The sequence below is a fragment of the Chryseobacterium contaminans genome (assembly GCF_001684955.1).
GTDB lineage: Bacteria > Bacteroidota > Bacteroidia > Flavobacteriales > Weeksellaceae > Chryseobacterium > Chryseobacterium contaminans.
The window spans coordinates 1-14,070 of record NZ_MAYF01000009.1; the positions used below are offsets into that span (position 1 = coordinate 1).

The following is a 14,070-nucleotide window of genomic DNA, read 5'->3' on the forward strand; positions in this document are numbered from 1 at the left end:
TACAGTTCTGCTCCAGCAGAAAGTTCGTAATCTTTGTAGAATATTCTATAATCGCTTCTTTTGACTTTTCGCCATAAGGAAGATGTTTGGTATCTCCAAAATAGATAAGGTCTTCATTAGGCAACAGCCTTTTAATTTCCTTAGCAACAGTAAGACCTCCTACTCCACTATCAAAAATACCGATAGGCTGGCTGGGTGAAAGATGCGAATAATCTTGTTTTTTAGTTTTCAAACGACCTGAAATTTTATACAAAAATAGTGAAATTATATAGTATATTGTACTATGTTTTAAGAAGCTTCAATATCAGAAACAATATTTAGTTTTATGTGCTAAGATGTCATACTGAGCGAAGTCGAAGCAATTTCCTTTTTACACCATAAATAAATCAGAAGCAATTCCATCAGCCATAAACCAATGTTTTTCCGGGATTTTTAAATGATCATTTTCTATGATTAAAATACCATCTTCCATTTTCTGTCTGATCTCGTGTTGAAAATGCTCCAGGAATCGGTCATCAAATTTTTCTTTTAAGCTTTTCATATCTACGCCCCAAATGGTTCTCAAACCAATCATGATCATTTCGTTAAACTGATCTTCCTTGGAAAGAATTTCTTCTCCCTTAGCTAAAAGTTTTGCACTGAGCTTTTTAATGTATTGCTGATTATTAGCTACATTCCAGCTTCTTACATCAAATCCGTTATAAGAATGCGCAGAAGGGCCAATTCCTAAATATTCCTGATACTTCCAATAAGATGAATTATGTCTGGAATAAAAGCCAGGTTTAGCAAAATTGGAAACCTCATAATGTTCAAAACCATGATCCTTTAAGAAGTCAGACAGGTAATAAAACTCTCTGTTCTGTTCTTCTTCTTTCGGACTTTTAACTTTTCCTTTTGAAATCCAGTTATCAAGAGCCGTTTTAGGTTCTACTGTTAATGCATAAGAGGAAATATGAGGAACTTCCAATGCAATGGTTTTATGCAAATTCTCTTTCCAGATCTCCAGATTAGAGGTAGGTGAACCATAAATCAGATCTATGCTCAGATTTTCAAACCCAAAATCTTGTGCTCTTTTAATGGAACCTTCTGCTTCTGAAGCCGTATGGGCACGATTCATCAGCTTAAGATCTTCTTCAAAAAAACTCTGTGTGCCGATTGACAAACGGTTAACAGGTGTTCCTGCCAGTTGCTTTAAAAAATTCTTGTCCAGATCATCAGGGTTAGCCTCTAATGTAATTTCAATATCTTTTTCAAAACTGAAGTGGTGTAAAACCTCATCAATTAAAGAATTAATTTCATCCACCGAAAGAATAGAAGGAGTTCCGCCTCCAAAATACAGAGATTTTAGGCTTCGGTTCTGCAATTCATCTTTTCTAAGCTGTATTTCGGTTTTCATCGCACGAAGCATTTCATCCTTAAAAGTAAGGGATGTTGAAAAATGGAAATTACAATAACTGCATTTTTGCTTACAGAACGGGATGTGAATATATATCATAAAAAAGCTCTGAAAAATTCAGAGCTCAAATTTATTTAAATTAAATTGATTAATATCTATATCCTCGAACATTAATAAAGTTATCAAAATTATATCCCAGTCCGATCATGAAGCTGTTTCCTCCGTATTGCTGAATATCAGACAATCCAAGGTTATAAGTAGCTCCAATCATAAATTTGTTGAATCTTACTTTAACAATCGGAGCAATTTCCAATTGCTGGCTGTCGAATCTGTTTTGAGCAGCTCTGTAACTAACCCCTACAGAGAACGCATTCACTTCATTAGAGAATGTACCCATTAGGTTATAATCCATTACTCTTGTTGAGTTCGTGTTCAGGTTAATCATTGCAGCCGGAGTTAACGTGATATTGTCAGCAATATGCCAGTTATATCCTAAGTTTAAGAAAAACTTGATTGGAGAAGGCTCCCATCCGTTTACAATAGGTTTATCATTTCCTAATGCAATATCATTTACGGAAACACCCCCAAAAAGGTTTCTGTAGGTAGCTGCTAAACCGAAGTTTGCATAAGCCATGAAAATATTCTGCTGATCACCTTTTACTAAAGGATCTCCCTGCTCTTCTACATTGATTTTAGTATAATCAAAATTTCTGTTGTACAAACTTACACTTGTACCGAATGAGAACTGATCTTTTCTGTCTCCTTCACTACTTAGAGGAATAAAATATGAAGCACCTGCTGTAATACCTCCTGCAGATTCAGCACCGTTGCTATCTCTGAATACGGTAAGACCGGCACCTACTCTATCGAAAATGTTTGCATTGATTCCCACCGATTGTACATTTGGGGATTCGCTGAATTTTGAAAATTGCTTCTGATAAATCGCATTGAGCTGTACGTAATCTGTTTTACCGTACTGAGCTGGGTTGAACAGGAAATCACCATCCAAAAGATACTGTTGATAATATGGTAGTGATTCTTGTGCTTTGTATGCATTTGACAAAAGAGCTAAACATACGATAGCATATAGTTTTCTCATAACAAATCTTGATTTCAATTCAACAAATATAAAAAAATTCTCAATATATTTTTAGTTTTCCAAATAATTTCTCCATTTTTTTACGGCATCCGCCATATCTTTGGGCATTGGGCTTTCAAAATATAATTCCTTTTTTGTTGTTGGGTGTATAAATCCGAGGGTGTGCGCATGCAGTGCATGTCTTGGAAGAATTTCAAAAACATTTTTAATAAATTGTCTGTATTTTGGAAGATTCACTCCTCTTAACGGCGTATGCCCTTCATAACGCTCATCATTGAACAATGTATGGCCAATGTGTTTGAAATGGGCTCTGATCTGATGCGTTCTACCTGTTTCAAGCTTACATTCTACCCAGGTCATATATTTGAACCTTTCTAAAACTTTATAGTGGGTAACAGCGTGTTTTCCCTGACTGCCATCCTCGTAAACAGACATCTGCATTCGGTTTTTAGGATGTCTGCCAATATGCCCTCTGATAGTTCCTTCGTCTTCCTGAGGATTTCCCCATACAAATGCCCAATACAGCCTCTTTGTGGTTCTGTTGAAAAACTGTTTTGCCAGAAAACTTAAAGCATATTCATTCTTCGCAACCACCAGCAATCCGGAAGTATCCTTATCAATTCTGTGAACAAGTCCTACCCTGTCCAGATCAGACTTTTCACCATTCTTTTCAAAATGATAAGCAAGGGCATTCACTAATGTTCCGTCCCAGTTTCCATGTCCGGGGTGAACCACCATTCCGGGTTCTTTATCTATCACTACCAGATCATCATCTTCATAAACGATATTCACAGGGATATCCTGTGGAACAATTACATTTTCTCTTGGCGGACGGGTTAATAACACAGAGATCTGATCTCCGGGCTTCACCCGGTAATTCTGCTTTACGGGAGCTCCGTTCACTATAACGTTCCCCGCCCTGCAGGTCTGGGAAATTTTATTCCTTGAAGAATTCTGCCGGTGGATTAAAAGAAACTTATCAATTCTTAAGGGTTCCTGTTTAGGATCAACAATAATATTAAGATGTTCATACAACCCTTTATTTTCCTCATCAATATCAATATTGTCAATACTGTTGGAATCCAATAATTCTTCGTCTAAAAAATCTTCGTTATCTTCTGACATTGTATTTATTTTTTTACACAAAAGGCTTCAACATTTTGCAGTTGAAGCCTATATTTTTATTATTAATCTCTATTTATTCTACGACTACCTTCTTAGCTTTTGGCTTTTGCGCTGGCTGCTGTGTAGAAGTTGATGCTGCCGGTTTTGCAGCAATTCCTGTAGCAGGAGTACTGGTAGAAGTTTTAGGCTTCTCTGTTGTACTTGTAGGTTTAGGAGTTGTAGTCTGCGCCTTTGGAGTCTCTGTTTTAGGAGCTTCCACCTTTGGAGTTTCTCTTCTAGGTGCTGGTGCCGGTACCGGAGCTTCATAGCTTGGTTCATTATGAACTTCTTCATATCGTACCGGTGGCAGAGAAGTATCTACTTTCATTCGGTAAATAGAATTCAGCTGCTCCACTTTTGCTCTCAGTTCTGCCGGGGTTTTCTTACTTGCCCAGAGGTCAATCTGCATTCCCTGGTCACGAACATCTCCTGAAGCCGGATCCTGATAATAGATAATATCAGATTCATCCTTACCTCCATCTTCATATTCTACCAATCCTACTTCAAACATACTCTTCGCAATGACCGCTCTTGCTTCTTTTACGGAAAGCCCTACTACATTAGGAATCGAAATATTTCTCATCGGTCCTGATCCTACCACAACATCAATGACAGAGAATCTAGGAAGACGTGCTCCCGGATTTACAGCATTTCCTTTATATAAAATTCTTAAAAGGGCATCTTTTTGAATACTCGGTTCGTAAATAGTATCGCCAATTTTCAGACCTACCTGGTCCAGTCTCTGGAATGCCAGTCCTGAATATTTATTGATAACATCCGGAACAGCAATCTGAGCCCATGTTCTAGGGTTTACCTTAAGACGCACCGTTCTTCCATCCTTTACACGGGAACCCGGTGCCGGATAGATTTGTAAAACCTGGAATGGTCTGTATTTAGGGTCATAATTGGCACTGTCTACTTCATATTCCAAACCTGTATCATCTAATATTTTAACAGCATCATGTACAGATTTATTAACTACATTGGGAACAGGAATTTCCTGACCGTGATTCGTGTGGTACTCTAACCAACGGAACGTAAGCCATACAAGACCCACGAAAACGCCGATTGCCACTACTAAATTCACTAAAACTTTCCAATTGAAAAGTGATTTAAGCATACTTAAAAATACTTTAATTATAACCGCAAATATAGCTAATAATTTTAGAATGGACTTTTTATTTAACACAATTCATTTTTGATTTGAAAATTTCCCGATTTCCCGTATTGCATTGCATAAAATGTTTAAATTTGCCTCAATTGATACTATATGGTTATGAATAAAAAAAGTGTTGCCGTAGTAATGGGAGGCTATTCTGATGAATATGTTGTATCCTTAAAAAGCGGACAGTTGATCTATGATTCCTTAGACAGAAATCTGTACGACGTATATAAAGTAATAGTTCTTAAAGACGAATGGTATTTTTTAGGCGAAAATGATAAAAAATTTCCAATCAACAGAGGCGATTTTTCTGTTACCTTAGATAATGGAGAAACATTGAAGTTTGATGTATGCTTCAATATCATTCACGGAACACCGGGGGAAAATGGAATTCTCCAGGCTTATTGGGATGCTATAGGTCAAAAATACACAGGTTGTGACTTTTACCAAAGTGCTCTTACCTTCAATAAAAAAGATACGCTTGCCGTATTATCAAAATATGGGATTCCTTCAGCGAAAAGCATTTATTTAAGAAAAGGAGAACATATTGATGTAGATAAAATTGTAGAAGAATTAAATCTTCCACTTTTTGTGAAACCTAATCAGTCCGGATCTTCACTGGGAATTTCTAAAGTAAAAGAAAAATCTGAACTGATTGCAGCTACAGAAATTGCTTTCAAAGAAGATGATGAAATTCTTATCGAAAGCTTCCTGAATGGAATGGAAGTCTCTGTAGGCGTTATCGACTTTAAAGGAGAAACCATTGTTTTGGGAATTACTGAAATTGTTCCTACCAATGAATTTTTCGATTATGAAGCCAAATATGAAGGTGCTTCTGAAGAAATTACCCCTGCAAGAATTGACGAAGAAACCACAAAAAGAGTAGAAGAAATCGCTAAAAGAGCATACAACTCCCTTGGAATGAGCGGTTTTTCACGAAGTGAATATATCTTAATGGATGGTATTCCTTATATGCTTGAAATGAATACGAACCCAGGATTCTCTCCTGCAAGTATTCTTCCTCAACAGGCAAAGCATTATGGAATTTCCATTATGGACCTTTGTGGAAATGAAGTTGAAAAAGCTTTAAATAAAAAAAATAGATAATAGATGTTGAAAATTAAAAGTTAGATAAGTAAGAATATTACCATCTAACTTTATAATTTTTGACGCACAATTATAAAACCAGACAACATGAAAATTGCTGTTTTCCCAGGATCCTTTGATCCCATCACTTTAGGACATTATGATATTATAGAAAGAGCGGCCCCGCTATTTGATAAATTAATTATTGCTATTGGCCAGAATTCTCAGAAGAAATATATGTTTCCTCTTGAAAAAAGAATGGAATTCATTCAAAACTCTGTAGCAGAATTTCCCAATGTTGAAGTAGACTCATTTGAAGGCTTGACAGTAGATTACTGTTTTGAAAAGAACGCCCAATACATCATCAGAGGCCTGAGAAACCCTGCTGACTTTGAATTCGAAAAGGCAATTGCCCATACCAACAGAACTTTAGCTCACAAAAAACTAGAAACCGTATTCTTATTAACCTCATCCGGAAAATCATTCATCAGCAGCAGCATCGTAAGAGAAATCATTACCCACGGCGGCGAATACGAACTGATGGTTCCGGACTCTGTAAGGGTTGAAAGATAAACAAGATTATAATTGATAAGCGATAAATGATAATTGATACAATGGCCAAGAATTTGCTTAAGCAGAAAATCACTCATCAATTATCATTTATCAACGATCATTTATAATATATATGCACGAACAGTTCAATTTTGCCATAGAAGTATTGGGAACCATTGCGTTTTCCATGTCAGGAAGTTTTGCAGCGATGCAGAAACGGCTTGATCCTTTTGGCGTTCTTATTATTGCCTTTGTGACTTCCGTAGGCGGAGGAACTGTAAGAGATCTCTTACTGGATATTCCTGTATTCTGGATGCATGATCTTCTGATGTGTGCCCTGATTATTATTACCAGTGTTGTCTCTATGGTATTCAAATCCCTTGAAAAAAACTTTAAGGTTACTTTATTTATATTCGACAGCTTTGGGCTGGGATTATTTACCATTATTGGGATTCAGAAAGGACTGAATGTCGGCATCCACCCTCTCATCTGTATTGGATTGGGAACCATCACAGGATGCTTCGGAGGAATTATCCGGGATATATTACTGAACAGGATTCCGTTGATTTTCAGAAAGGAAATCTACGCAACAGCATGTATTGTAGGCGGAGCTGTATTTTTACTGATGACAAAGTATACTCCCCTTTCCTACACTTTCGTACAGATCTTTACGATTTTACTGATTGTAGCCATCAGAACACTTGCAGTGAAATACCAGTGGCAGATGCCTAAATTTTATGGCTATGACCAGACTTCGGAAATGTAATTACAATTATATAAGCATAAAAAAAGCACCTGACTCAGGTGCTTTTTATTTTATCTGTAGTTATTCTTAGAAGAATTTCCCTCTATTTCTCATATTAGGATTGTGCATATGCTTCTGCATGGTTGGCATTTTCAGCTGTTCCTTCATCATTTTGATCTGATCTGTCATCATTCCTGCACTGTCTAATCTTTTAGCTTCCTCCAATAGTTTCTGTCCTTCATTCTTTCTTCCTTTAGAAATAGCTGCAGCCGCAAGATTTAAAGTTGCCATTGCTCTGTCATGCTTCATATTCAAACCATATTCCAAAGCCTTTTTCATTAAAGGTTCTACTTTTGTAGGGTGATCCTGAGCCTGTGTTAATCCTAATAAATAGTGGAAATATCCGTATTGGGTTTTATGAAGTTGTCCTTTATAGTCGGTAATTTTTGTTAACCATTCTGCAGCTTTCTCCATATTCTGTTTTCTCAATTGCCAGAACGCCAAAAGGATATACTCATTTTTAAAGTAAAGTATGATTGGAAAAGCGGCAAGAAGAAAAACAACAATTCCCCATCCAAGATTTCTTGTGAAAATCATCATATAAAGTCCCAGAAGGATAAGAAGTGCTGCTACTGCAATTTTAATGTTCTTATTCATTATTAAATTTTAGAAGTGCAAAGATAATAAATTTAAAGGTTAAAGTTCAAAAAGTCAATGGTGAATGGTTAATTCGCTACCTATGTCAATTTTTATGTCAGGCAGCTATTCATAATTCACTTTGCGTAGCAAAAACTGACTATTGGCTTCTAAGCTTCTTTTTTAATTCTTTCAAATGTCTGGAAACAGAAATCATAGCCATTCTTTTCGTCCTTTTCATGGCAGATTTCATTTGTTTTTTTCCAGATCTTCTCATCAATTTTCGGGAAGAATGTATCTGCTTCCAGGTCAGCTTTTACCAGCGTAACCTCAAGTTTATCAACAATATCCATTGTCTGTTCATAGATATTCCCGCCTCCGATAACGAAGACTTCTTCATCAATTTTTTTAGCGAACTTGATGGCTTCTTTAAGGCTTCCCACGATAAGGATTCCTTCCTCAAACCAGTCCTTCTTTCTTGAAACAACAATATTAGTTCGGTTAGGAAGTGGTTTTCCAATACTTTCGTATGTTTTTCTTCCCATAATGATCGGATGCCCGGAAGTAAGGTCCTTAAAATGTTTTAAATCTTTCGGAAGATGCCAAAGCAACTGGTTTTCAAAACCAATCTCGTTCTTCTCTCCCATTGCCACCACTATTGTTGTCATTCAAATATAATTTTCTACAAAATTAGCACATAATTTGTATATTTGATTAGCACAAAAAATTAAAAAAAATAAACTATGAAAAATAAAGGATGTCTGGGCGCCGGAACCATTGGTATTGCCCTCCTTATTATTGTTGCAGTCCTATTCTTTTGGGGAAAAAGCGGATATAACAGCTTTGTGAACAAAGAACAGACTGTTAATGCAAAATGGTCTAATGTAGAGACCGTGTATCAGAAAAGAGCGAATCTTATTCCTAACCTGGAAAGAACAGTAAAATCGTATTCAAAATTTGAGCAGGAAACGTTAACACAAGTTGTGGAAGCACGTTCCAAAGCTACTTCTATCAACATTGATCCTACCAACATGACGGAAGCAGATCTTGCTAAATTCCAGGCTGCACAGGGAGAATTATCTGGTGCATTAAGCCGATTAATGGCTGTGGTAGAATCTTATCCTAACTTAAAAGCAGACCAGCAGTATATCAACTTCCAGAGAGAGTATACGGCTATTGAGAACAGTATCAGAACAGAAACTGTTTACTATAACGATGCTGCAAAGGATTATAACACCTCTATCAAGACTTTCCCGAATAATATTCTGGCGAATTTCACCAACTTTAAAGAAAAACCTTATTTCAAGGCTGATGCAGGAGCTCAAAAAGCCCCTGAAGTATTCAAATAAAAATGGGTAATTTCCTTACAAATCAACAGATCGCTTCCCTTGTGGAAGCGATTCAGTCAGCAGAAGACCATTCTACAGGCGAGATTAGGGTACATATTGACTCTAATACGGAAAACCGTGATGCTAAAACAGCATTTGAAGTTTTCAAAGAACTGTGTATGGATAAAACTACTGATAGGAACGCTGTGCTTTTTCATGTTAATTTTGAACAAAAATACCTCACCATTATTGGTGATGTAGGTATTCATGAAAAAGTTCATCAATCCTATTGGGATCATCTGCATGACTATATTACCTCCGAATTTGCCAAAGGAAATTATTATCAGGCATTGAAAAGTGCTATCCTGGAAACAGGCCTCGAACTTAAAAAACATTTTCCTGTAGAAGGAGAAAATCCAAACCAACTTCCAAATGAAATTACGTTCTCTTAAAATAGTATTTTCATTTTTACTGATCTGCTTTTACACTTTTGTATCAGCACAATATACCATTCCCCAAAAACCTGCAGTTTTATATCCTGTTTTTGATGAAGCCGGGCTTCTTTCCCAGCAGGAAAAAGATGAGCTTAATAATAAACTCATCAAATTTGCAGATTCCACTTCCACAGAAATTGAAGTGGTGATCATTAAGTCTACCAAAGGCGAAGATGTCAACTTCCTGGCCACTATGTTTGGTGAACAATGGAAAATCGGAAAAAAAGGAGTGGATAACGGAGTTGTTTTCCTGATTGCTACTGAAGACAGAACCATGTCTATCCAGCAAGGGCGTGCCGTGGAACAATATCTTACTGCATCCGTTGCCGGCCAGATTCTGGATTATATCGTTACGCCTAACTTCAAAAAGGGACTTTGGTATGAAGGGATCAACCGTGGTACCTCAGCCATTATGGAAGCTGTTGAGGGTAAATTCAAACCAGTCCCTACTACGGCACCTTCCGGTGATGGCAGCGCGCTTAAGGTTCTTATCATTGCCTTTGTTATTTTTATCATCATCGCTATTCTCTTCGGAAACCGAGGAGGCGGTGGCGGTGGTCGTGGTAATTATGACGACGATGATGATGTCATTATTAGCCGAAGAGGACGCAGAAATTACCCCGGAGGCTTTTTCCCATTCCCAGGCAGTTTTGGTGGCGGCGGCTTCGGTGGCGGAAGTTCCGGAGGTGGCGGCGGTGGCTTTGGAGGCTTCGGCGGTGGCGGAAGTTTCGGAGGCGGTGGTGCTTCCGGAGGATGGTAATCTTACAAAAATTATAGTTATTTATAAAGAGATCAGGTCTTAAGGACCTGATTTTTTATTTAAAAACTTAAAATAACCACATTTCTTTGATTTTAATTAACATTAAATCCATATTCACATATTAAAAAATTAATAAATCAACACAAAACCTACCTTTTATTCAATATTTTTTCAGTATATTTACTGAAAACAGGATTATGAAGAAGACGCTGGTAGTATTTGCACACCCTTATCTGGAGCACTCCAACTCGAATGTAGAGCTCATCAATTTCTACGTTCGTCACCAGCATTATACCTTAAGAGATCTTTACGAAGAATATCCTGACTTCCATATTGCCGCCTTCAGGGAAAGAAAACGTTTAGCCAATTATGACCGCTTCATATTTCAGTTCCCACTGATCTGGTTCGGAATGCCGCCTCTCTTACGATTATGGATTGATGAAGTTTTCGACCGTGATTGGCTTCAGCCCGGCAAACACAACCCTCTGGAAAACAAAGAAGTTTATATTTTGGTTACTACCGGTGGAAAAGAAAGATCTTTCAGTAAAACCGGAACGTATCAATACACCGTGGATGAACTGATTAGCGGATTGATTGTTTCATTAAAAGTTTTCAAGGCAGACATCAAGCATATCAAGATCGTTTACGAAGCCAACAAATTATCAAAAAAAGAAATTATTCTGCATAAAAAAGAATTTACAGAACTGCTCAATCAATAATATATGGAGTCCAGCTTAGCGATGAACACATTAATTTTTCTGGGTGTAGCCATTATCATGGTTCCACTGGCCAGGAAATTGGGATTGAGTTCAGTAATCGGTTATATTTTAGGAGGAATCATCATTGGCCCTTACGTTCTCAGGCTTACCGGAAATAATGTGAATGACATTATGCACGCCAGTGAGTTTGGGGTTATCATGCTTTTATTTATTGTTGGGCTGGAACTGGAACCGCGGAAGTTCTGGGAAATGCGAAAAAAAATTATGGGACTGGGGCTTACACAGATGCTTCTCACCATTTCATTATTATTCCTTGTATTCATCAGTGTTGGCTGGAGAATAGATAAGGCTATTGCCGTTGCCATGTGCTTTGCTTTATCCTCTACTGCTATTGTACTACAGACGCTGCAGGAAAAGAATAATCTTAAAACAACAGCTGGTGAAGCTTCATTCTCTACCTTATTATTTCAGGATATTTCTGTGATTCCTATTTTGGCTATCCTCCCGATTATTGCCAACTATAAGGCCAAGCATCATGATAATGAAATTCAGATCCTTATCCAAAAGCTTCCGGAATGGCTTCAGGCGGGAACCGTAATTTTTGGAGTGGCATTGCTGATTTTATTGGGCAGATATGTATTTGTTCCTTTTTTACGCTATGTTTCAAAATCCGGAATGGCAGAGCTATTAACTGCTTCTTCTCTATTCCTTGTTATCGGAGTGTCCGAGCTGATGGTAGTTATTGGGCTTTCTCCCGCGTTAGGAGCTTTCCTTGCCGGGGTAATGCTTGCTAACAGTGAATTCCGACATGAACTTGAAGCGCAGATCAATCCTTTTAAAGGTCTATTGCTTGCTGTATTCTTCGTGAGTGTGGGATCAACAATCAATTTTAATATCATTCAAAAAGATCCATTATTTATTTTCAGTACGGTATTCGCAGTATTGGCCATAAAGTTTTTGGTATTATATATTATTGGAAAATTCTATAAAATAGATACTCCTCAAAGCCTGTTCTATGCTTTTGCACTTTCGCAGGTAGGAGAATTTGCTTTTGTACTGATTAATTATGCATCGGATCTTTATCTTTTGGGACCGGAGCTAAATGCCCAGTTAATGGCCGTTACAGCGATCACCATGTGCATCACGCCTATTCTGCTGATTGTTAATGACAAATTTATTACCCCGAAATTTATCCGGGAAATTCCTGAAGAGGAACACGATTACAATATTCTGGACAGTGATGTGACTCAGAAAAAGATTATTATTGTAGGTTTTGGACATTTTGGAAGTACCGTAGGACGCCTTTTAAAAGCCAATAAAGTATCTGCAACGGTATTGGATAGAGATTCTGATCGTGTAAAACTTTTAAGAAGCTATGGCTTTAAGGTATATTATGGAGACGCCACAAGAATTCCTATTCTGAGAGCAGCAGGAATTGAAGAGGCTGAAATTTTGGTATTATGCCTTGATGATCCGGATGACAATATGTTTATTGCAGAGCTTGTCCGTGAGCATTATCCGGAAGTTAAAATCTTTGTAAGAGCCAAAAATCGTATTGATGCGTATGAATATCTTAACAATGGAATCAATCATATCTATCGTGAAACATTGGGAACCGCTGTTGATATGGCCGTTGATGTACTGCATGAAACCGGAATGAGGAAATATGCTGCAAGACGCCTCGGGCAAAGATTTATGGCAATTGATAAGGCCTCTGTCAGAAAGCTTGCAAAGATGACGGAAGACCAGGATATTGCTTTATTCAGCACAAAAGAAATCCTCCAGCGTGAGGAGGAATTATTAGCTTACGATAATCTTAATTTTGATAACAAAAACTGGGAAGACTCCTCACCCACTGAGGAAGAAGATGAAGAAGACTCCCAGGATTGATTTATTGAATGTTTATGCTTCCGCCGCTGCTTTCTTCTTTAGTAACGTTTTTAAGCTCTCCTTTTTTCGCGATATCAACGCTTCCCCCCGAAGAAGCTTCTGCCTTAACGGAAGAAACTGCACTGATATGGATGCTTGCACCACTGGAGGCATCAGCTTCTACATTATCTGCAATAACCTCTTTAGCTGAAATGCTACTGCCTGAAGAAGAACTGACATCTGCATTTTTAGCTTTTCCGGAAATATCAATACTGGATCCTGATGAAGATTCTATATCAAGATTGACAGCCCAGATTTTTCCGCTGAAATTGCTACTGCTGTCTGCATTAATATTTAAATCATTAGCCTCCAGATTTCCGGAAATACTTCCCGCACTGGATACTTCAACGCTCGTTTTTTCCTGAGTAAATTTATCTTTCACATTAATGCTTGCCGCAGATTCTGCCACTAGTTTTGTAAAATCTTTAGTATAAATTTTTGCAGTTACTTTACTGATATTCATTACTCTGATTCCAGGTTTATAGTGAATATGAAGCTTTCCGCCGCTGTTATCTACAAGAACCTCATCAATAATACTTTGAGGTGCTGAAATGATTACTTTTTCTGTATCAGATTTTATAATTTCTGCTTCTATTGCCTGAGAGACCTGAATTTCATCAAAATCTCCATTGAATTCTCTCTGCTGAATGGGTCCTGATTCTTTATTGATTACTTTTTCAACCCAGCCACTTTTTTCTCTGTCTTTTTTCTCATGTCTTTCATTACATGAGGCTAAAACCACTAAGGCTGAAAAAATAAAAAGAGTTCTTTTTTTCATGTTTATTTTTTTATAGATTATTGTTTAGATATATAATTTAATAACAACTAAAATATGAAAAATATTACATTGTTTCCATCAAACATAATTTCATAATATAAAATTCGACCAATAAAAACATTGATAATCAACATACTATACCACAAAAATCTTTATGATGGTATAGTGCTTGTTCTATTATTCATCACACCACAAAAATAGTATTATGCTTACATCAAAAAC

The 14,070-nt window shown here is 37.2% G+C and carries 16 protein-coding genes; 8 read left to right on the forward strand and 8 right to left on the reverse strand.

Going from position 1 to position 14,070, the window contains the following annotated elements; translation table 11 throughout:
- From BBH99_RS01305 to BBH99_RS01325, 5 genes are all read right to left on the reverse strand, one after another.
- A partial coding sequence (locus BBH99_RS01305) for a glutamate racemase (protein ID WP_394363525.1) occupies window positions 1-232 on the reverse strand: 232 nt, incomplete at its 3' end.
- 138 nt (window positions 233-370) lie between these two features.
- The gene (gene hemW, locus BBH99_RS01310; RefSeq protein WP_073300446.1) at window positions 371-1,495 is read right to left on the reverse strand and encodes a radical SAM family heme chaperone HemW; all 1,125 of its coding nucleotides are present in this window, start codon (window positions 1,493-1,495) and stop codon (window positions 371-373) included.
- A gap of 49 nt (window positions 1,496-1,544) precedes the next feature.
- Window positions 1,545-2,495, reverse strand: a complete 951-nt coding sequence (locus BBH99_RS01315) for a PorP/SprF family type IX secretion system membrane protein (RefSeq protein WP_066690928.1) — start codon at window positions 2,493-2,495, stop codon at window positions 1,545-1,547.
- Window positions 2,496-2,546: 51 nt separating this feature from the next.
- Window positions 2,547-3,620, reverse strand: coding sequence for an RluA family pseudouridine synthase (locus tag BBH99_RS01320; RefSeq protein ID WP_185111018.1), 1,074 nt, complete (start codon window positions 3,618-3,620; stop codon window positions 2,547-2,549).
- Between the two features lie 73 nt (window positions 3,621-3,693).
- Complete coding sequence (locus tag BBH99_RS01325) at window positions 3,694-4,779, reverse strand: PASTA domain-containing protein (protein ID WP_066690930.1); 1,086 nt, start codon at window positions 4,777-4,779, stop codon at window positions 3,694-3,696.
- Window positions 4,780-4,935: 156 nt separating this feature from the next.
- On the opposite strand from BBH99_RS01325, the gene BBH99_RS01330 reads away from it, so the two are divergent.
- From BBH99_RS01330 to BBH99_RS01340, 3 genes are all read left to right on the forward strand, one after another.
- On the forward strand, window positions 4,936-5,928 hold the full coding sequence (locus BBH99_RS01330; protein ID WP_066690963.1) for a D-alanine--D-alanine ligase: 993 nt from the start codon (window positions 4,936-4,938) through the stop codon (window positions 5,926-5,928).
- A gap of 87 nt (window positions 5,929-6,015) precedes the next feature.
- Window positions 6,016-6,480, forward strand: a complete 465-nt coding sequence (gene coaD / locus BBH99_RS01335; RefSeq protein WP_047098871.1) for a pantetheine-phosphate adenylyltransferase — start codon at window positions 6,016-6,018, stop codon at window positions 6,478-6,480.
- Between the two features lie 112 nt (window positions 6,481-6,592).
- Window positions 6,593-7,225, forward strand: coding sequence for a trimeric intracellular cation channel family protein (locus BBH99_RS01340; protein ID WP_066690933.1), 633 nt, complete (start codon window positions 6,593-6,595; stop codon window positions 7,223-7,225).
- 66 nt (window positions 7,226-7,291) lie between these two features.
- Here BBH99_RS01340 and BBH99_RS01345 read toward each other — a convergent pair whose 3' ends face one another.
- Window positions 7,292-7,861 (reverse strand): hypothetical protein, encoded by a 570-nt coding sequence (locus tag BBH99_RS01345; RefSeq protein ID WP_066690936.1) that lies wholly within the window; start codon window positions 7,859-7,861, stop codon window positions 7,292-7,294.
- Window positions 7,862-8,010: 149 nt separating this feature from the next.
- The gene (locus BBH99_RS01350; protein ID WP_066690945.1) at window positions 8,011-8,508 is read right to left on the reverse strand and encodes a dihydrofolate reductase; all 498 of its coding nucleotides are present in this window, start codon (window positions 8,506-8,508) and stop codon (window positions 8,011-8,013) included.
- A gap of 75 nt (window positions 8,509-8,583) precedes the next feature.
- Here BBH99_RS01350 and BBH99_RS01355 point away from each other — a divergent pair, with 75 nt between their 5' ends.
- From BBH99_RS01355 to BBH99_RS01375, 5 genes are all read left to right on the forward strand, one after another.
- Window positions 8,584-9,189 (forward strand): LemA family protein, encoded by a 606-nt coding sequence (locus BBH99_RS01355; protein WP_066690947.1) that lies wholly within the window; start codon window positions 8,584-8,586, stop codon window positions 9,187-9,189.
- Window positions 9,190-9,191: 2 nt separating this feature from the next.
- A complete protein-coding gene (locus BBH99_RS01360) occupies window positions 9,192-9,620 on the forward strand; it encodes a TPM domain-containing protein (protein ID WP_066690950.1) in 429 nt (142 codons plus the stop codon).
- Window positions 9,601-10,422 carry a TPM domain-containing protein gene (locus BBH99_RS01365; protein WP_066690953.1) on the forward strand — a complete coding sequence of 274 codons (822 nt, stop codon included), beginning with the start codon at window positions 9,601-9,603 and terminating at the stop codon, window positions 10,420-10,422. The genes BBH99_RS01360 and BBH99_RS01365 overlap by 20 nt, the downstream gene beginning before the upstream one ends.
- A 197-nt stretch (window positions 10,423-10,619) precedes the next feature.
- Window positions 10,620-11,141 (forward strand): NAD(P)H-dependent oxidoreductase, encoded by a 522-nt coding sequence (locus BBH99_RS01370; RefSeq protein ID WP_066690955.1) that lies wholly within the window; start codon window positions 10,620-10,622, stop codon window positions 11,139-11,141.
- 3 nt (window positions 11,142-11,144) lie between these two features.
- Window positions 11,145-13,031 carry a monovalent cation:proton antiporter-2 (CPA2) family protein gene (locus BBH99_RS01375; RefSeq protein WP_066690957.1) on the forward strand — a complete coding sequence of 629 codons (1,887 nt, stop codon included), beginning with the start codon at window positions 11,145-11,147 and terminating at the stop codon, window positions 13,029-13,031.
- A gap of 1 nt (window position 13,032) precedes the next feature.
- Here the strand turns inward: BBH99_RS01375 and BBH99_RS01380 are convergent, their stop codons facing one another.
- Entirely contained in the window at window positions 13,033-13,848 is an 816-nt protein-coding gene (locus BBH99_RS01380) for a GIN domain-containing protein (protein ID WP_066690959.1), read from the reverse strand.
- Between the last annotated feature and the right edge of the window lie 222 nt (window positions 13,849-14,070).

Bases quoted from the DNA above. Each gene is read 5' to 3' on its own strand.
- BBH99_RS01330 (WP_066690963.1), top strand. From the start codon at position 4,936: ATGAATAAAAAAAGTGTTGCCGTAGTAATGGGAGGCTATTCTGATGAA.
- BBH99_RS01340 (WP_066690933.1), top strand. From the start codon at position 6,593: ATGCACGAACAGTTCAATTTTGCCATAGAAGTATTGGGAACCATTGCG.
- coaD (WP_047098871.1), top strand. From the start codon at position 6,016: ATGAAAATTGCTGTTTTCCCAGGATCCTTTGATCCCATCACTTTAGGA.
- BBH99_RS01355 (WP_066690947.1), top strand. From the start codon at position 8,584: ATGAAAAATAAAGGATGTCTGGGCGCCGGAACCATTGGTATTGCCCTC.
- BBH99_RS01325 (WP_066690930.1), bottom strand. From the start codon at position 4,779: ATGCTTAAATCACTTTTCAATTGGAAAGTTTTAGTGAATTTAGTAGTG.
- BBH99_RS01380 (WP_066690959.1), bottom strand. From the start codon at position 13,848: ATGAAAAAAAGAACTCTTTTTATTTTTTCAGCCTTAGTGGTTTTAGCC.
- BBH99_RS01370 (WP_066690955.1), top strand. From the start codon at position 10,620: ATGAAGAAGACGCTGGTAGTATTTGCACACCCTTATCTGGAGCACTCC.
- BBH99_RS01360 (WP_066690950.1), top strand. From the start codon at position 9,192: ATGGGTAATTTCCTTACAAATCAACAGATCGCTTCCCTTGTGGAAGCG.
- BBH99_RS01365 (WP_066690953.1), top strand. From the start codon at position 9,601: ATGAAATTACGTTCTCTTAAAATAGTATTTTCATTTTTACTGATCTGC.
- BBH99_RS01345 (WP_066690936.1), bottom strand. From the start codon at position 7,861: ATGAATAAGAACATTAAAATTGCAGTAGCAGCACTTCTTATCCTTCTG.
- BBH99_RS01315 (WP_066690928.1), bottom strand. From the start codon at position 2,495: ATGAGAAAACTATATGCTATCGTATGTTTAGCTCTTTTGTCAAATGCA.
- BBH99_RS01375 (WP_066690957.1), top strand. From the start codon at position 11,145: ATGGAGTCCAGCTTAGCGATGAACACATTAATTTTTCTGGGTGTAGCC.
- BBH99_RS01350 (WP_066690945.1), bottom strand. From the start codon at position 8,508: ATGACAACAATAGTGGTGGCAATGGGAGAGAAGAACGAGATTGGTTTT.
- BBH99_RS01320 (WP_185111018.1), bottom strand. From the start codon at position 3,620: ATGTCAGAAGATAACGAAGATTTTTTAGACGAAGAATTATTGGATTCC.
- hemW (WP_073300446.1), bottom strand. From the start codon at position 1,495: ATGATATATATTCACATCCCGTTCTGTAAGCAAAAATGCAGTTATTGT.